The 16,596-nt window shown below is 64.6% G+C and carries 16 protein-coding genes; 10 read left to right on the top strand and 6 right to left on the bottom strand.

All coding sequences use genetic code 11. The annotated features are described in order from the left end of the window. The first annotated feature begins 84 nt into the window (after nt 1-84). Complete coding sequence (locus ACH79_RS06910; RefSeq protein WP_246738459.1) at nt 85-2,415, top strand: mechanosensitive ion channel domain-containing protein; 2,331 nt, start codon at nt 85-87, stop codon at nt 2,413-2,415. 28 nt (nt 2,416-2,443) lie between these two features. Here ACH79_RS06910 and ACH79_RS06905 read toward each other — a convergent pair whose 3' ends face one another. After that, the gene (locus ACH79_RS06905) at nt 2,444-3,886 is read right to left on the bottom strand and encodes a PLP-dependent aminotransferase family protein (RefSeq protein WP_161850342.1); all 1,443 of its coding nucleotides are present in this window, start codon (nt 3,884-3,886) and stop codon (nt 2,444-2,446) included. A gap of 87 nt (nt 3,887-3,973) precedes the next feature. On the opposite strand from ACH79_RS06905, the gene ACH79_RS06900 reads away from it, so the two are divergent. Further along, nucleotides 3,974-4,891 (top strand): DMT family transporter, encoded by a 918-nt coding sequence (locus tag ACH79_RS06900; protein WP_161850341.1) that lies wholly within the window; start codon nt 3,974-3,976, stop codon nt 4,889-4,891. On the opposite strand, the gene ACH79_RS06895 is transcribed toward ACH79_RS06900, so the two are convergent. Further along, nucleotides 4,888-5,535 (bottom strand): hypothetical protein, encoded by a 648-nt coding sequence (locus ACH79_RS06895; RefSeq protein WP_161850340.1) that lies wholly within the window; start codon nt 5,533-5,535, stop codon nt 4,888-4,890. The genes ACH79_RS06900 and ACH79_RS06895 overlap by 4 nt on opposite strands. Before the next feature lie 151 nt (nt 5,536-5,686). On the opposite strand from ACH79_RS06895, the gene ACH79_RS06890 reads away from it, so the two are divergent. The 3 genes from ACH79_RS06890 (at nt 5,687) to ACH79_RS06880 (ending at nt 7,691) form a co-directional block, all read left to right on the top strand. After that, entirely contained in the window at nt 5,687-5,935 is a 249-nt protein-coding gene (locus ACH79_RS06890) for a hypothetical protein (protein ID WP_161850339.1), read from the top strand. A gap of 129 nt (nt 5,936-6,064) precedes the next feature. Next, nucleotides 6,065-6,772, top strand: a complete 708-nt coding sequence (locus ACH79_RS06885; RefSeq protein ID WP_161850338.1) for a hypothetical protein — start codon at nt 6,065-6,067, stop codon at nt 6,770-6,772. Nucleotides 6,773-6,875: 103 nt separating this feature from the next. Further along, nucleotides 6,876-7,691: a hypothetical protein gene (locus ACH79_RS06880; RefSeq protein ID WP_161850337.1), complete on the top strand. Its 816-nt coding sequence runs from the start codon at nt 6,876-6,878 to the stop codon at nt 7,689-7,691. Nucleotides 7,692-7,826: 135 nt separating this feature from the next. On the opposite strand, the gene ACH79_RS06875 is transcribed toward ACH79_RS06880, so the two are convergent. Next, the gene (locus ACH79_RS06875) at nt 7,827-8,063 is read right to left on the bottom strand and encodes a cysteine rich repeat-containing protein (RefSeq protein WP_246738458.1); all 237 of its coding nucleotides are present in this window, start codon (nt 8,061-8,063) and stop codon (nt 7,827-7,829) included. Nucleotides 8,064-8,306: 243 nt separating this feature from the next. Here ACH79_RS06875 and ACH79_RS06870 point away from each other — a divergent pair, with 243 nt between their 5' ends. Next, a complete protein-coding gene (locus tag ACH79_RS06870; protein ID WP_161850336.1) occupies nt 8,307-8,597 on the top strand; it encodes a hypothetical protein in 291 nt (96 codons plus the stop codon). Between the two features lie 15 nt (nt 8,598-8,612). Here the strand turns inward: ACH79_RS06870 and ACH79_RS06865 are convergent, their stop codons facing one another. Both ACH79_RS06865 and ACH79_RS06860 read right to left on the bottom strand, forming a co-directional pair. Further along, on the bottom strand, nt 8,613-10,559 hold the full coding sequence (locus ACH79_RS06865; protein WP_246738457.1) for an ATP-binding protein: 1,947 nt from the start codon (nt 10,557-10,559) through the stop codon (nt 8,613-8,615). Further along, nucleotides 10,556-11,233 carry a response regulator transcription factor gene (locus ACH79_RS06860; protein WP_065752182.1) on the bottom strand — a complete coding sequence of 226 codons (678 nt, stop codon included), beginning with the start codon at nt 11,231-11,233 and terminating at the stop codon, nt 10,556-10,558. Before ACH79_RS06860 ends, ACH79_RS06865 begins: the two co-directional genes overlap by 4 nt. 159 nt (nt 11,234-11,392) lie before the next feature. Here ACH79_RS06860 and ACH79_RS06855 point away from each other — a divergent pair, with 159 nt between their 5' ends. Continuing rightward, a complete protein-coding gene (locus tag ACH79_RS06855) occupies nt 11,393-12,661 on the top strand; it encodes a threonine ammonia-lyase (RefSeq protein ID WP_161850335.1) in 1,269 nt (422 codons plus the stop codon). Nucleotides 12,662-13,339: 678 nt separating this feature from the next. Here ACH79_RS06855 and ACH79_RS06850 read toward each other — a convergent pair. Continuing rightward, nucleotides 13,340-14,233 carry a helix-turn-helix transcriptional regulator gene (locus ACH79_RS06850; protein ID WP_246738456.1) on the bottom strand — a complete coding sequence of 298 codons (894 nt, stop codon included), beginning with the start codon at nt 14,231-14,233 and terminating at the stop codon, nt 13,340-13,342. A gap of 83 nt (nt 14,234-14,316) precedes the next feature. On the opposite strand from ACH79_RS06850, the gene ACH79_RS06845 reads away from it, so the two are divergent. The 3 genes from ACH79_RS06845 to ACH79_RS06835 are packed head-to-tail and all read left to right on the top strand — an operon-like array spanning nt 14,317 to nt 16,578. After that, a complete protein-coding gene (locus ACH79_RS06845) occupies nt 14,317-15,009 on the top strand; it encodes an ABC transporter permease (protein WP_161850334.1) in 693 nt (230 codons plus the stop codon). Between the two features lie 2 nt (nt 15,010-15,011). Beyond that, entirely contained in the window at nt 15,012-15,734 is a 723-nt protein-coding gene (locus tag ACH79_RS06840; protein ID WP_202639185.1) for an energy-coupling factor ABC transporter ATP-binding protein, read from the top strand. A gap of 10 nt (nt 15,735-15,744) precedes the next feature. Further along, nucleotides 15,745-16,578, top strand: a complete 834-nt coding sequence (locus ACH79_RS06835; protein WP_161850332.1) for an extracellular solute-binding protein — start codon at nt 15,745-15,747, stop codon at nt 16,576-16,578. Nucleotides 16,579-16,596: the final 18 nt, after the last annotated feature.

Raw genomic sequence — 16,596 nt, 5'->3', positions numbered from 1 at the left:
AACGGGCGATCCGACATGACGCAAGCGCGAAGGCGAGGCCGTTCCGGTTTCGCCGTCGGGCGCATTTTTTTCAAAGAGGTCTTCGTGTCGCACAAGCTCCTGCCGTCGATCCTCCTCGTCTGCGCGCTGCTTTCACTCCCGGCCTTCGCTCAGCCCGCGGCTCCGCCGGCTTCCTCCGTCGCTGACAAAGCCGGCGCCCTGACGCCTGAGCAGGCGAAGCGGGCGCTCGAAACGCTTTCCGACGACAAGAAGCGCGCCGAGATGATCGAGACACTGCGCGCGGTCGCCAATGCCCCGCAGCAGCAAGCCGCGCCCGAAAACAAATCCGCCGTTCCGCTGGAGGCGGACAGTCTTGGCGCGCAGCTCCTGCTGATGGTGTCCGAACAGGTTCGCGAGATCTCGCGCGAGGTCGCCGACATCGCGCGCACGCTGACGCACTATCGCGCGTTCTACTGGTGGTTCCTGCGCACCGCCCAAGATCCGTCAGCCTATCATCAATTGTTCGATATCGCGTGGAAGCTGGCGCTGGTTTTCCTCTGCGCCTTCGCCGCCGAATGGCTGGCTTTCCGCCTGATCAAGCGGCCGGTGGCGCTTCTGGAAGCGCGGCTGCCGCAAGCGGCGCGGGCGCCGGCGCAGACGCTGGCGGTCGCCGATCCGCCTTCGTCCGTAGCCGACGTCACTGCCGCGCCCGAGCTGCAGCGGCGGCGTCTCGGCCTGGCGCGCGCCTGGCAGTCGCTGGTCAGGCTGCCCTTCGTGCTGGGGCGTCTTCTGCTCGAACTGCTGCCGGTGCTCGTCTTTCTCGGCATCGCCACGATGCTCCTGGGCACGGAGATCGGCGATCTCCCGACCCCTCGCCTGGTGATCCTTGCGGTGGTCAATGCCTATGCGCTGTCGCGTGTGCTGATTTGTGTGGTGGGGGGACTGGCCGGACCGTTCGGCCTGTTTCGCGTTCGCGCCGAGACCGCCGTCTATATCGAGATCTGGGCACGACGCATTGTCGCCGTCGGCGTCTCCGGCATCGCATTCGCCAATGTGGCACTGCTGCTGGGCTTGCACCGCGCCGGCTACGCCGCGCTGCTGCGCCTGGTGATGCTGGTCGTGCATCTCTTTATCGTCGTCATTATCCTGCAATGCCGGCGGCCTGTCGCGGACGCCATTCGTGCGCCGGCGGGGCGCGAGGGCGCCGCGGCGAGGGTGCGTAACCGCGTCGCCGGCCTGTGGCACTATCTTGCGATCGCGCTCGACCTCGCTTTGTGGGCGGTGTGGGCGCTCAATATCCGCAACGGCTATGCGCTGCTGTTGCAGTATTTCGTCGGCACCATTGCGGTCGCGCTGATCGTGCGTCTCGCCACCATGCTGGTGCTGAGCCTGATCGATCGCGGTTTTCGCATCAGCCCCGATCTGCTGCATCGCTTCCCGGGCCTGGAGACCCGCGCCAACCGCTATCTGCCTTTGTTGCGTAATATTATTTCGGCGGCGATTGCCTTCATCGGCCTCGTAGCCCTGCTGGAAGTCTGGGGCGTCGACGCCATCGTCTGGTTCTATGGCGGCCAGATCGGCAGCCGGCTGTTGTCGGCGGTGGTGACGATCGGCATCGCTGCCCTTGCAGCGGCGGCGATCTGGGAGATCAGCAATGCGCTGATGGATCGCAAGATCAGTGCGCTGTCGCGCGACGGCCATTACGTGCGCGCGGCGCGCTTGCGCACCTTCCAGCCGATGCTGCGAACGGCGCTGTTATGCCTGATCGTTACCGTGGTCGGCCTGACTGCGCTCAGCGAAATCGGCGTCAATGTCGCGCCGTTGCTCGCCGGCGCCGGCATCGTCGGCATCGCCATAGGCTTCGGCTCGCAGAAACTGGTGCAGGATCTAATCACCGGACTGTTTTTGCTGCTCGAGAACACCGTGCAGGTCGGCGACAACGTCACGCTCTCGGGCCTGTCGGGGGTGGTGGAGAACGTTTCGATCCGCACCCTGCGTCTGCGCGCCGGCGACGGCTCGGTGCATATCGTGCCCTTCAGCGCGGTGACGACGATCACCAATTCAAGCCGCGGCGCCGGCAATGCGGCGGTCAGCGTCAACGTGTCCTACAAGGAAGACACCGACCGCGCCGGCGAGATCCTCAAGGACATCGTCGCCGAAATGCGCAATGAGCCTGAATACCGCCATTTGATCCGCGGCGATCTCGAATTGTGGGGCGTCGACAAGGTCGACGGCTCGATGGCCTCGATCGTCGGCCAGATTCGCTGTACCGACGCCGGCCGCTGGCCGGTGCAGCGCGAATTCAACCGCCGCATGAAGCGGCGCTTCCAGGAACGTGGCATCGAAATCGCGCCAGGCGGCCAGACCATTCTGATGCAGGTGCCCACGTCTGCCGAAATCGCCTCGGATGCGATGCCCCGGCGCGCGGCGGGCTAGTTCGCGGGCGAACTGCCGTCGGTCGTCCTTAGCGCACGATCCGTCCCAGAATTCGCGCGGCCTGATCGATCTCCTTCTCGTTCCAGGCGGCGAAGCCGAGAAACAGGCCCTGCTCGCCTGACCGGTGATACAGCATGCTTGACAGCGGTCGGCTGACGACGCCGGCTTCGTCTAGCCGCGCCGATAATTTTTGGTCGTCGGTGTGCGGATGACACCTTGCCAGCAATTGCATGCCGCCGGCCGGGACTTCGATGGCAAGACGGTCGCCGGCCTCGGCGGCCAGCGCCTGCAGCATGCGGTCGCGGCGGCCCTTGTAGAGGCGCGTCATCCTCCTGATGTGGCCGAGATAGGCGCCGGATGTGATGAACTCAGCCAGCGCATCCTGCATGGTGATCGATGTCAGCATTCCCATGTGGCGCTGCGCGCGCTCGAACGTTTCGATGTGCGCCTCGGGCACGACGACATAGCCGAAGCGGATGTCGGCATAGGTCGCTTTCGAAAAGGTGCCGAGGTAGAACACGCGCGGCGACGGCGCGAGGCCCTGCAGTGCGGCCACCGGGCGTGCTTCGTAGTGAAATTCTCCGTCATAATCGTCTTCGATGATGCAGGCACTGGCAGCCTCGGCGTAGCGAAGCAGTTCGAGGCGGCGGCCGATCGGCATCAGCCGCCCGGTCGGGTACTGGTGCGACGGCGTGACGAAGATCAGTCGCGGCGTATCCTCGGGCGCGGCGATGGCCATGCCTTGCGCGTCGAGCGGTATCGCCGAGACGGTGGCGCCGGCTGCAGCTAATGCGACGTTGGCGCCGCCATAGCCTGGACTTTCGATCCAGGCATGATCGCCCCGTTCGAGCAGCGCGTTGGCCACCAGCGTCAGGCCGGCTTGCGCGGTCGGCACGATCAGGATCTGGCCGGGCGTTGCCTTGATCCCGCGATGAACCACGAGATGCCTCAGCAGGGCCTCCTGCAGCGGCGGATGGTTGATGGGCCGGTCGCGGCGCAGCGGTGCATTTCGCGCCGCGCGTCGCAGGCAGCAGCTCCACGCATCGTGCGGAAATTCGCGCTCGTCAGCCAGTCCCGGCTGAAACGGCCGCGGCCGTCCGTCATGAACCGGCGGCCAGTTCGCTCTTTGCAGGCTGCGTGCCCAGGACGACAGTTCGATCCGCCCGCCGCCGGCGCGATTGCTCCGCGGCAAAGCCTTGCGGCGATCGAGCGACAGGCCTTCGACGACGATCGGACGGCGTCCGGCGGAAGACGAGAGATAGCCTTCCGCGGCTAATTGCTCGATCGCAAACGTGACGGTGTTGCGCGAAAGCGCGAGCGATTTCGCAAGCTGCCGGCTCGACGGCAGGCGCTGGCCGGGCGCAAGGTGTCCGCCCGTGATCAGACCTCGCAACTGGTCGGTGAGCTGGCGTGTCAGCGTCTCGCCGCCGTCGCGCGCCAGGTGCAGCATTCCGGGCAGCAGCTCGTCCATAACTGGCCCCAACAAATCGCAAAGACTGGCTCTTTTATTAGAGCCAGTTGAAACGCTACGCAATGCAGATCGCTGAAGACGGGACGTATGCGCAAGATGACCAGTGGACTTTCAACCCGCAACGCGGCGGTGCTGCTTGCCGGCGTCGTGCTGGCATGGGGGACCAACTGGCCGGTGACAAAGCTGATCGTGCACGACGTGCCCCCGCTATGGGCGACGGCGTTCCGCTGCATGATTGCGGGGGCCACGCTGGCGCCGATGTTGTGGGCGCAAGGGGCGTTCATCGTGCCGAAGCGCGGCGACCTGCCGGTGGTGTTTTGCACTTCGATCCTGCATCTGGTGGCGTTTTCGGCGCTGGTCGCGGCCGGACTGCAATTCGTGCCCGCGGGCAGGGCGATCGTGCTCGGCTATACGACGCCGATCTGGGTCGCGATCGGAGCAGGCCTGTTGCTGTCCGAACCTATCACGCGTCAGCGCGCGCTCGGGATCGTGTTCGGCCTGGCAGGGCTTGCCGTTATCTTCAATCCGCAGACGCTGGACTGGAGCGACCGTCAGGCGCTGTTCGGCAGCGGCCTGATCCTGCTCGCCGCGTTCTGCTGGGCCGGCAACATCGTTTACGTCCGGGCGCACCAATGGATCTCGACGCCCTTTCAACTCGTGTTCTGGCAGGTGCTGCTGGCGGCGGCGTTGCTGTCGCTCATCGCATGGCTCGCGGAAGGCCCGCCGCATATCGCATGGACGGCGCGTCTTGCCGCGCTGATGCTCTATAGCGGCATCGTCTGCACGGCATTCGCCAACTGGGCGATGACCATGGTGAACCGCAGCCTGCCGGCCGTCACCACCTCGCTGTGCCTGCTGGCGACACCGCTGCTCGGGATCGTCAGCGCCACCGCGATCCTGAGCGAACCACTGGAGCCTTCGCTGTTTCTGGCGATGGGCCTGATCATCGGCGGCATTGCGTTAGGCACCGTCGCGGGCGGCTCGCTTCGCGAAAAGACGGTCTAGTTCGCCACGAAGTACCAGTTCTCGCCGTAGCGGACGAGCCGGCTCGGCGGCTTGTCCTCGAACTCGAAGAAGTTCTTGGGATCTCCGCCCGGCGGCACATGCAGGAAGCCGGTGAAATAGTGCTTCAGGCCGCGCGAGGTCAGAAACAGCACATAGATGCCCTGATCCGTCTCGTCGACGACGATGTCGTTGCCGACCGACACGTTGGGACCGCGGTCGCCGAGCGCGATCAGGCTCTTGTTGTAGGAGACGTTGGGCTTCAGTTCGCCGGCTTCGACGCGGGCCACGATCCGCTCGCGGTTTTCCCGGTGCCAGTAGAAATTCTGCTGCAGCGCGATCTGGTGCAGCGGTGCGTAGGCGAGGACGGCGAGCGTCAGGGCGCAGATCAGGAAGGGGAGGGCGAACTTCGCGCCGCCGGTTCGGACCTTCACGAGCAACGTCGCCGACCACACGATGCAGCCGAAGAACAATAGCGCCACCAGCGGCACGATGACGAGCAGGACGAAGCCGGACGGCCAGTCTGCCATCGACAGTTCGAATATCGCGATCGACAGCGTGAAGGCTGAAATCGCGACCGCCGCCGCCAGCGCGGCGCGAACCGACGGTCCGGGCGTAGCCGTCGTCTGGGATATCGATTCAGTCATGCCCGGGCTGTTCCGCTTCCGTTGCTCCGGTCCAGCCTGCCCCGTGCCATTCCGAGGCTTAACGCGCCGTTAACCATATCGGCGCCAACAATAGCCCCAGAGGACGGTCGGCCGCCATGGCCGGCCGGTCGGCAAATCGAAGGGGCACGGAATGGATTTCGATCGCTATCTTGCCGCCAAATCACTGGCCACCCTCGAGGAACTCAGGCTGCGGGTGATGTTTGCGCTCGATCGGCATCCGCTGTGCCGCGGGATCGAATTCGACGTCGTCAGCATGCCCCGCAACCGCAAGAGCAACTGGACCGTGACCCTGCAGGCGGTCGCTCCCGACGCCCTGTGGGAGGCGTCCGATATCGTTGCCGACATTCAGGAGGCCTACGAATTGGCTGCTGCGGCCTGATTCGGGGCTGATTCTGGGCGATTTCCCCAGCTTTTCGATCACTTCGGCGTGCCCGCCGGCATCGTAAAGCCTCAATTGTCATCCAGTTTTTGGCAAAAGGGCCAAACGTCGGCGGGAATGGAGACCTTTTTGACCAAAACCATGACGATCGTCGCGCTGCTCGGTTTTCTCGTGGTCGGCGCCGCCGTCACTGCCATTGTTGGCCGCGACAGCGTACCTGCCGCGCGGTTCGAGCTGGCGTCGGCTTCCACCGTCCAGGCGCCGGTCTCGAACAAGGAAAGCAAGAAGGATCGTCTTGCGGTCGTCAGCTACGCCACCGCTGCGCTTGAACCCCAGCCGATGGATCCCGCGCTGAACGAATCGCTGCGCCGGGCCTATGCCTCGACGTCGCCAGCCGATCTCGGCATGCCCAAGGAGATCGCGGCTCCCGCCGCTCCGTCCACGACACAGGCTATTGCGCCGAGCGCGAGTACGGCGCCTGCCAAGCCCAAGACCGTAGAGCCCAAGGCCGCTGCCAAGCCGCCGCAGAAAAGCTACGCACTGCTCAGCGACGTCCAGATCGCCGGCATCAAGGAGCGCCTGAAACTATCAGCTTCGCAGGAGTCCTACTGGCCGCCGGTGGAGACCGCGCTGCGCGCCGTCGCTCGCAAGATTCATGCGGGCCGGCAAGCCAATCCGAACGCGACGGGCGTGCCGATCGATCCCGACTCCGCGGAAGTCCAGCAATTGAAATCGGCGGCGATGCCGCTGCTGTTCCAACTGCGTGAAGATCAGAAGAGCGAAGTCCGCTCGCTCGCCCGCATCATCGGCCTGGAAAAAGTCGCCGCGATGATCTGAGCGGCGACTGCATCAGCCGCTGGTTCCAGACGTCCTACGCACACATTGCACAGGAACATCGTCTTTCCCCACGCGTTGCCCGCGAGGATGAGGGAGACTGACGATGCGTACTGCAACCGCCTATTTTGCCGGGGTAGGAACCGTGGTCGTGGCGGTCGCCGCCGGTCTCGGCGGTGGGTATTTTGCCGCAAATGTCGTGAGCCCACCGACGCAGACGGTTTCCAAGCTGGAACGCAGAATGTCGGCGGAGCCGATTCCCGTCGCCACGGCGCCGGCCGAGCCGGTGCCCCAAGCTGCGGCGACTGCAGCCGCTGCTAATCCCGCTCCTGCTCCCTCTCCCGCGCCGGTACAGGAGCAGGCGCAAACGCAGCCACAGCCCCAGACGCAACCACAACCTCAGACGCAGCCACAGCCGCAAACCGCTGCGGCACCGCCGCCTGTCAATAATGCTCCCGCCGAAGAGAAGACGACCAACAAAAACGTAGCGAACAACAACGTAGCGGCGGTGCAGCCCGTACAGCCGGCGCCGCAACCGTCGAAGCCTGCCGAGCAACCTTCGAAGCCTGCCGAACAGGCTGCTGACAGGACTACCGCGCCGCAGACGCAGGATGCCTTCGCCAAGGCGCGTGACGCCGACCTCAAGCGTACAGCTGCCGAACAGCGGCGCGCCGAGCGCCGGCAGCGCTGGGCCGACAAGCGGCGCTATCGCCAGCCGCGCGAGCAGGAATTGGATACGGTTGAGGAAAGGGTTCGGGAAGAGACTGAGCCGCGACGGATAGAAACCGAGCCGCGACGGATCAGGATCCGCGAAGAAGGTGAGCCAAGGGGCTTCTTTGGCGAGCCTGGCAGAAGGGACATCTTCGCCGAGCCGGCGAGAAGCGAGCTGCCGCGGATCCGGCTGTTCGATCAGAATGATTGATTTTTTGCGGCGACCGCAAATGTCGGAGCGTGATTGACTTAGACGTCATCGCGCTCCTTTTGTTTGGGCGTAATCGCCTGGTGAACGCTTCGCGTCGCTCCGAGCGAAGCGTTGGCTGCTTTTCGAATCAGGCGTTTAACCGCCGCGCGATTCCACCACCTTGCGGCAGGCTTCCGAGAGATTCGCCTTGTTCGCCTTCAGGCAGGCGTTCATCTGCGGCGGCTTGCCGATATGCTCGGCACAGAATTTTCCGGCATCCGAACGGCAGGCCATCTGCTCCTGCGCGGTGGGTCCGGATTGCGCCTGCGCCAGCGAGCCGGCAGCGAGCGACATGACCAGGGCTGCGGCCGCGACATGGATTGATTTCATCATGGATCACCTTTTCGACGAGAATGGAGGGATTTGAAAGCGCGCGAAAATTCGTCGAGGTTGCGCCGCCGGTCCATGCCATGTTCATGGGCGTCGTAAATCGCGCGCAAGCTGCCCGCGCTAGCCCCACACCATTTTCATGGGATGTTGCCGCGCGCTCCGATGGATCACGTACATCCCGCGTCGGCTGCGGTGAGCGATCGGCACATCGTGAAAGAGCTGCACGCCCTATTCGGGAGATGACACATGGTGAAGAAGACAGGTTGGCTGAGCGCTGGTCTGACGCTTGCGGCGTTCTCGGCGGTCGCTTCGTTCGCGCTGGGAGGCGCAACTTCGGCCCAGGCCGCGGTGGTTTATTGCAAGACGGTCGGCGTACCGAAGGGCTGCGTGGCGCGCCCGACCCCGGTCGCGAGAGCGGTGGTTGCTACACCCGTCGTCGGCGTTGGCGCTGTCGGCGTCGGTGCTGCCGGCGTCGGCGTTCGTCCCGGCACGCCCATGAACCGCGGCGGTCCGGTCAACCGCGTCGGCCGCCGCTGAGGCAAAATACGTAAGCTAACCGGCCGCGCCCTCGCTGTCGGGAAAGCGGTGGGGCAAAGTCAGTTTCACGCGCGTGCCTTGATCAGCCCCTTGAGCGCAGGAGCTCAGTACAAGCTCCGCGCCACAGCGCGCAGCGCGGCTTCGCATGTTGCGCAAGCCGCGCGCCGCCTTTATCGCGCCTGCCGCTGCGCCATCCGACGTAATCTCAAACCCCTTGCCGTCATCCTCGACGGTGATGCAGCCGCGCTCGAGACCATCGGCGCCTGCCAGCGTCTCTATCCTCACCGTGATACGCTTCGCATTGGCATGCTTCACCGCATTGGTGACGGCCTCATCCAGCAACCGCACGATCTGGATCACATGCCACGGCCGCAGCTCGGGGTGAACCGGCAGGCCCTGCGGCGTCACGGCGCGCCAGTCGAGCGCGATGTCGTGCGGGCGCAACTGCGCCATGGCGCGTTCGCGCCACGAGCCCAGCGCCAGCATCAGATCGCCGCCGATGTCGTCCATCGAATCGATGACGAGGCGCAGATCCTTCAGCGCCGCGCGCGCCGCGTCGCCAATGCCCGCGCTGCCATTACCGCGTTCGCTGAGCGCCACGATGCTGACGAGCTGGCCGCCGAGGCCGTCATGGAGGTCGCGCATCAGCCGGGTGCGCTCCCGCGCCAATGCAGCCGCCCGGGCGCGCTCCTCCTCGCGGGCGAAACTCGCCTTCAGCTTCTCCTCCGCCTCGCGCACTTGCGTAACGAGACGGCCGGCAAAGCCGTCGACCTGATTCAGTGCCCGCGCAAACCGCCAGGTCAGCCCGGCGCCGATCGCGACCAGCATCGCCGAATACGACAGCCGCGCCGTGAAGATGCGGTTAGGCGTCATCTGGAACACCGAGAGCAGGTCCGCGATCCAGCAGGTCAGCATGATCGTGACCGCGCAGCCGAGCAGGAGGCCCGCTACGTTTTGCCGTTTCAGCGCCGAGCGGGCGGTCACAATAGCCATGATGACCAGCGAGATCCCGACCATTGGAACGGCAAGAATCAGGAACAGCGCGCGCACCATCGCCTGATTACCGAACAGGCCGGCCAGCGCCAGCAGCACGCCGGGAATGAAAAGGATCCAGCCATAGCGCTGCCATTTCCAGCCCGAAAACAACAACGCGAATGTCAGCACCAGCGCGCTTTCGATCGGCGCAGAGGAGATCAGGATCACGTTGAGCTTGGAGAACGGCGTCTCGCCCATCGGTGTTTGCAGGAAGGCCTGCCCGACCCCGACCGCCATCGCCGCCGCGAGCACGCCATAGGCCGGCTCATGGCGCCGCATCACCCACATGATGCCGAGGATCACCGCCAGGATCGCCTGCCAGGACGAGAACACCACCGGCAGGGTGACGAAGACCAAAGTTCTCAGATCATAGCTCGGACGCAACAGCTCATCCGGGCCGACCCAGATGCGATCGAGGAAGCCCGTGATCGGGCCCCAGATGAACAGCCGGATCGAGATGACGTTGTCGCCGTCGCGCAATACCGATGCGGGAATCACCGCAATCGCCGGCGTGTTGCGGTCGGGCCGGTTGGCGGCAGGATCGCGCCGGCTGTCGAGGATCACGACATCGTTGACGGTGACCTCGACGCCGTTGGTGAAGCGCGGCAGAAACACCGACCAGGGGCGCGTGGCCTCGCCGGCCGGACGGACGAATTGCCCGCTGAAGCGGGGCGGATCGTTCATCGCATCCCGGCGCGGCGAGAAATACGGCAGCGTCACGGCGCGCTCGATGCCGGCGTCAGTGAGCTGAAGCGCGGACATCCGATACTGCGCGGGAGGTCCCGGCAGCGACTGCAGCAGCGCCACGACGCAGGCGCCGGCGATCACTGCCTGCAGCAGCAGATATTGGATGAGACGAGACGATTGCAGCCGCCGCCGCTCGCGGCCGGGCAAATCCGGTTGCGCGTCGTCGGCGTGATCGTTCACAGCTTGATCAAGCCCTGCTGGACCGCCTCGAACACCGCTTCGCCCCGGGTGTGGACCTCGAGCTTGCGGTAGATGTTCTTGATGTGACCGGGCACAGTCTGCCGCGACAGGCCGAGATGGCTGGCGATCTCGGCATAGCTGAAACCTTTCGCAATGCCCCAGAGAATGTCGATCTCGCGCGGCGTCAGCTTGGTGGTGTTGAGGGCAGGGCCTGGCGGCGGCTCCGGCGTGCTCTGGGTTCGGCGCACGATGAAGCGCGCGATCGAGGCCGAGATCGGCGAATGCCCGGCGACGAGATCGCGAACGGTGGCGGCGATATCGGTCGGGAAAGCGTCCTTGAGCAGATAGCCTGTTGCGCCGACGGTGATCGCCGAAATCACGCTTTCCTCGTCGCCGAGGATCGAGATCACCATGATCTCGGTATCGGGAAAGCGCCGCCGGGTTTCCCGGATCAGGTCGACGCCATGGCCGTCGGGCAGTTGAAGGTCGGTCAGCAGCACCTTTGGCGCACCTTGCGCCAAACAGGCGCGGGCTTCCGCCAGCGTGCCCGCAGCCTTGACCTGATAGCCGGCCTTGGTCAGCGCGTCCTGCAGCCGCCAAAGCGTCGGTGCATCGTCCTCGAGCAGCACGACCGTGATGGCCTCGGCTTTCGGCGCCTCGCTCAATGAATTCATCTGAAAACTCCGGCCGCTGTCCCTGCAGCCCGGCTAAGTGTAACGCCGCCGCGGTTTTTTGCGACACCCATGTTCATGGGGCGGGACTTTTACGAGATTCGGAGGGGGCGTATCAGGCGAAATAGGCTTATACGGTTGCCTCGCAACGAGGTGATCCCGATGTCGAATGCTCCCAAAGACGTGCCGGCGAACCAGCCTGCTTCCAAGGCCGGCCGCCCTCCCGTCACATCAGATGATATCACGGCCGCGGCCGCGTCCATTGCCGGCTCCGTCGCCGTCACCGAATGCGACCGGAGCCGGACGCTGAGCGAGATCTGCGGCTGCAACGTCTGGCTCAAATTTGAGAATCTGCAGTTCACCTCGACATTTAAGGAACGCGGCGCGCTCAACCGACTGCAGGCGCTTTCGCCGGACGAGCGCCGGCGCGGCGTGATCGCGATGTCGGCTGGCAACCACGCGCAGGGCGTGGCCTATCATGCCAACCGGCTTGGTATTCCCGCCACCATCGTGATGCCGGTCGGCACGCCGATGGTGAAGATCGAGAACACGCGACGTCATGGCGCGAACACGATTATTTCAGGCAAGACGCTGGAGCAGGCCGGCGAGTTCGCGCGCAAGCATGGCGAGGCGAACAACCTCATCATGATCCACCCCTACGACGATCCGCTGATCATCGCAGGGCAGGGCACCATCGCGCTCGAAATGCTCAAGGCCGCGCCTGATCTCGATACGCTGGTGGTGCCGATCGGCGGCGGCGGGCTGATCTCCGGCATGGCGATTGCGGCCAAATCGCTGAAGCCGGAATTGCGCATCGTCGGCGTGCAGGCGCAACTTTATCCGTCGATGTACAACGCTATCCGCGGCGAGAAATTGCCGATGCGTGGCGATACGCTCGCCGAAGGCATCGCGGTGAAGGTGCCGGGACGGATCACCACCGAAATCATCCGCGGTCTCGTCGACGACATAGTTCTCGTCACCGAAGACCAGATCGAGCGCGCGGTATCGATGCTGATCGCGATCGAAAAGACCGTGGTCGAAGGCGCAGGCGCCGTGGGCCTTGCCGCGGTGCTGGCGGGGCCGGAGCGCTTTGCCGGGCGCAATGTCGGCCTGGTCCTGACCGGCGGCAACATCGATACGCGGCTGATCGCGTCCGTGCTGACGCGCGAACTCGCGCGCGAGGGGAGGCTCACGCAGATCGCGATAGACATTGTCGACCGGCCCGGCCAACTCGCCGCCGTCTCGGCGCTGCTGGCGGAGGCCGGCGCCAACATCATCGAGGTCTCGCACCAGCGCACGTTCTCCGATTTGCCTGCCAAAGGCACGTTGCTGGAAGTCGTGATCGAGACGCGGGATCGCGCGCATCTCGACGAGGTGATGAAGCGGCTCGGCGAGGCGGGGTTCGTTGCGTGGCTGCCGGGGCGGCGGTAGGGGTAGCGTTTGCGAGCGAAATGTCCCCGGACTTGATCCGAGAGATGTGCGTAATGGAGCCAGCCATTTAACCCGGCTCCATAGCGCGGCGACTACACAGAAATCGATCCAGAGGTGGATAGCTAAGGATATCCAGGGCGGGTTAGCCGTGGATATGAGTTTCTTGATGGACAGTTCGAACGGATTGCCTGTTGATGCAGATTGCATGAAATCGGTAATGTCTTTTTGTAGCTGCCGATTGATTTGGAGTCCTTGTTTCAGCAGTTTCCAATTTCCGAATGCGAATGCCAGAAAGCCAAGCGTCACGGCAGCGGCAATAATGGGCGACAGAGGCGATACGGTAAAAACCCATATCCCGCTGCAGCGAATGTCGCTGCAACATAGACTGTCCAGAGACTATTGATCGTTGTTGTCTGTTGAGTGAACAGACTGACCGCATGGTTGAGCTCAAACTTGTCCATGGTTAGCTGCCCCGACTATCCTGAACAATCGCTGCCTTCACTGAGTCGGCTCAATTCAGCGAAAACGCGGTAAGCCGCAATTCTTGCGACCCTGATGTTGCTGACCCTGATCGCGGTAGCAACTACAGCGACGCCTTTGATCTTTGTCTGCTCCTGAACCACAGCATCCCGCATGGCAGGCGCAATATTAGGTTAGCGCGCTCGACCTGTCCGTGTTCTAGTTCACTAGCCGCACCGCGCCGGCCTCGCTCACGTCGTAGCCGCCAAGGTCGGCGGCCCGATCGCGAAAGCCCACCTCGCGCATGAAGTCGAACAGCGCCTGCGGCCCCTTCATGAAATAGTCGCGCTGCCGCATGACGAGGTCGAAGCGCTCCCAGACGAGCGGCAAGAAGTCGAGCCCCGACGATTTCGCCACGCTTCTGGTAGCGATGCCGCAATCGATCCGGCCCACTCGGATGGCCTGCGCGATATCGGGGCCGGTCGGAAACGCTGGCTTCGCCAGTTTCAGATCGTCGAGCGCGATGCCGGCGCGCGCGAGCAGCGCCAGCAGCAGCAATTGCGCGCCGGCGCCCGCTGGACGCTGCGCCATGCGGGCGCGCGAGGTGGCGATCGAGGCCATGTCGCTCAGATCAAGCGGATTGCCTGTGGCAACCAGAATGCCCTGCTCGCGCCGGGCAAAACCGAGCACGACGGCATCGTGCAATCCCGGCGCATCGGCGACCGCGTCGACATTGGCTCGCTCATCGTCGCCGTCCAGCCGATGCAAATGGATCGCCGCGATCATCACCTCGCCACGCGTCAGCCGCCGCAGCCCTTCCTCGCTGCCCTCGGGCAGGCTGGCCAGCCCCGAATTGCTTTCGCGCAAGCCCCATTCCAGCAGCGGATCCTGGCTGCCGCCGACGATGGGGGGCGCCGACACCTGCGCCAGGCCGGCCGGCGCGATCAGGCCCGCGGAGACCCAGCGGTCCAGCGCGGCGCGCGAAAACAGCCAGCGCCCGGTCACCTTGCTGCAAGGCACCGCGCGGTCCGCCACCAGCTCGTAAAGCTTGCGTTCCGAGAGCCGCAGATAGTCCGCAGCTTCGTCAGTCGTCAGGAGTTCCCGCATAGGCATGAATATGCACCTGAATGCAGCATTTCCGCAAATTGACCATGTCAGGACCATCTGCGCAAGATGTCTGCCGAACGGAAATTCCCATGCCCAGCGACGTTTCAGCCATTCAACTCGTGCTCTCCGGCGACCCCGCGCTGTTCGCCATCGTGCGGCTGTCGCTCTATGTCAGCCTGTCCGCGGTGGCGCTGGCGGCGCTGATCGGGATTCCCCTCGGCGCCCTCATCGCGCTGACGAAATTCCCCGGCCGCCAGGGCGTCATCGTCCTGCTCAACGCCTTGATGGGCCTGCCGCCGGTCGTCGTCGGTCTCGCGGTCTATCTGGCTCTGTCGCGCTCCGGGCCGCTGGGTTCGTTCGGCCTGCTGTTCACGGCAGGCGCCATGATCATCGCGCAGACCGTGCTGGTCATGCCGATTATCGCCGCGCTGACACGCCAGACCATCGAGGATCTCTGGATCGAATACCGCGACGAACTGACCGCGATGAATCTCGGCCCGATCGGTCGCGTCGCGGCGTTGATCTGGGATGCGCGCTTCAGCCTCGTCACCGCGCTGCTCGCCGGCTTCGGTCGCGCCGCGGCGGAAGTCGGCGCCATCATCATCGTCGGCGGCAACATCGAAGGCTTTACCCGCACGATGACGACGGCGATTGCGCTGGAAACTTCCAAGGGCGACCTGCCGCTCGCGGTCGGCCTCGGCCTCGTGCTGATTTCAATCGTAATCGCCGTCAACGCGCTGGCCTGGAGCGTGCGCCGGGCCGGCGAGCGACTGGCGGGATGACCATGCGCGCGCCGTCAAGCGAACTGCCGATTGAATTCGATGGCGTCACGGTTGCGGCCGGCGGCGTCACGATCCTCGACGATATCGCGCTCACGCTGGCGCCGGGTGCGCCGACGGTGCTGATCGGCCCGAACGGTTCGGGCAAATCGACGCTGCTGCGCGTGGCGATGGGACTGCTCGCGCCGTCCCGCGGGCGCATCACCTGGGGCGGGCTGGAAAACGTCCCGCCGCTCAAGCGCGCGATCGTGTTTCAACGCCCGGCTATGCTTCGGCGCAGCGCTGCCGCCAACATCCGGTTTGCGCTGCGCGCTGCCGGCATCCCACGGGCGGAGCATACGCGCCGCACGGATGAACTGCTCGAACTGGTCGGCTTGCACGGGCTCGCCGGCCGCGCCGCGCGTCGACTCTCCGGCGGCGAGCAGCAGCGGCTGGCGCTGGCCCGCGCGCTGGCGCGCGATCCCGCGGTGCTGTTCCTGGACGAGCCAACCGCGAGCCTCGATCCGGTCGCGACTAAGGCGGTGGAAGACATCATCCGTGCGGTCAGCGAACGCAACATCAAGGTCGTGATGGCGACCCACGATTTCGGCGAGGCGCGCAGGCTCGCCGGCGAGGTCGTGATGCTCCACCGCGGCCGCATCGTAGAGACCGGCGCGGCCGCGTCGTTCTTCGACGCGCCGCGAACTCTCGAGGCGAGGGCGTTCCTCGCCGGTGAACTATTGATTTGAGGAGAAACGAATGAACACGCTCACCCGCCGTTTGCTGATTGCAGCGACTGCCAGTCTGGTTTTCGCAGGTCACGCCGTCGCGCAGGACAAATCGATCGTGGTCGCCTCGACCACCTCGACGCAGGATTCCGGCCTGTTCGGCCACATCCTGCCGATGTTCAAGGCCAAGACCGGCATCGACGTGAAGGTGGTGGCGCAAGGCACCGGACAGGCGCTCGATAGCGCACGCCGGGGCGATGCCGACGTCGTGTTCGTCCACGCCAAACCTGCGGAAGAAAAATTCGTTTCCGAAGGCTTTGGCGTCAAGCGCTATCCGGTGATGTACAACGACTTCATCCTGGTCGGCCCGAAGAGCGATCCGGCCGGCATCAAGGGCTCGAAGGACATCGTCGCGGCGCTTTCCGCGATCAAGGCCAAGGGTTCCGATTTTATTTCCCGCGGCGACAAGTCTGGCACCCATCAGGCGGAAGTGAACCTCTGGAAAGTTGCCGGGGTCGATATCGCGAGAGACAAGGGTCCCTGGTACAAGGAGATCGGGCAGGGCATGGGCGCGGCGCTCAACACCGCGTCCGCCTCGAACGCCTATGTGCTCGCCGATCGCGGCACCTGGCTGTCGTTCAAGAATCGCGGCGATCTCGTCGTTGCCGTCGAAGGCGACAAGCGGCTGTTCAACCAGTACGGCGTCATGCTGGTTAGTCCGGAGAAGCATTCGAGCGTCAAGAAAGATCTCGGCCAGCAGTTGATCGACTGGCTGGTATCATCCGAGGGCCAGAAGGCGATCGCCGATTACAAGATCAACGGCGAGCAGTTGTTCTATCCCAACGCCAGCGATTCCGGCGCGTGATGCAGGCCGGTTTTCGGC

The organism is Bradyrhizobium sp. CCBAU 051011, assembly GCF_009930815.1.
Taxonomy (GTDB): domain Bacteria; phylum Pseudomonadota; class Alphaproteobacteria; order Rhizobiales; family Xanthobacteraceae; genus Bradyrhizobium.
This window is presented reverse-complemented; position numbering and strand designations above follow the sequence as displayed.

What these genes read in the sequence shown, in the direction of transcription:
- ACH79_RS06905 (WP_161850342.1), bottom strand. Translation starts at nt 3,886, where the DNA reads ATGGACGAGCTGCTGCCCGGAATGCTGCACCTGGCGCGCGACGGCGGC.
- ACH79_RS06900 (WP_161850341.1), top strand. Translation starts at nt 3,974, where the DNA reads ATGCGCAAGATGACCAGTGGACTTTCAACCCGCAACGCGGCGGTGCTG.
- ACH79_RS06895 (WP_161850340.1), bottom strand. Translation starts at nt 5,535, where the DNA reads ATGACTGAATCGATATCCCAGACGACGGCTACGCCCGGACCGTCGGTT.
- ACH79_RS06890 (WP_161850339.1), top strand. Translation starts at nt 5,687, where the DNA reads ATGGATTTCGATCGCTATCTTGCCGCCAAATCACTGGCCACCCTCGAG.
- ACH79_RS06880 (WP_161850337.1), top strand. Translation starts at nt 6,876, where the DNA reads ATGCGTACTGCAACCGCCTATTTTGCCGGGGTAGGAACCGTGGTCGTG.
- ACH79_RS06875 (WP_246738458.1), bottom strand. Translation starts at nt 8,063, where the DNA reads ATGATGAAATCAATCCATGTCGCGGCCGCAGCCCTGGTCATGTCGCTC.
- ACH79_RS06870 (WP_161850336.1), top strand. Translation starts at nt 8,307, where the DNA reads ATGGTGAAGAAGACAGGTTGGCTGAGCGCTGGTCTGACGCTTGCGGCG.
- ACH79_RS06860 (WP_065752182.1), bottom strand. Translation starts at nt 11,233, where the DNA reads ATGAATTCATTGAGCGAGGCGCCGAAAGCCGAGGCCATCACGGTCGTG.
- ACH79_RS06855 (WP_161850335.1), top strand. Translation starts at nt 11,393, where the DNA reads ATGTCGAATGCTCCCAAAGACGTGCCGGCGAACCAGCCTGCTTCCAAG.
- ACH79_RS06850 (WP_246738456.1), bottom strand. Translation starts at nt 14,233, where the DNA reads ATGCCTATGCGGGAACTCCTGACGACTGACGAAGCTGCGGACTATCTG.
- ACH79_RS06845 (WP_161850334.1), top strand. Translation starts at nt 14,317, where the DNA reads ATGCCCAGCGACGTTTCAGCCATTCAACTCGTGCTCTCCGGCGACCCC.
- ACH79_RS06840 (WP_202639185.1), top strand. Translation starts at nt 15,012, where the DNA reads ATGCGCGCGCCGTCAAGCGAACTGCCGATTGAATTCGATGGCGTCACG.
- ACH79_RS06835 (WP_161850332.1), top strand. Translation starts at nt 15,745, where the DNA reads ATGAACACGCTCACCCGCCGTTTGCTGATTGCAGCGACTGCCAGTCTG.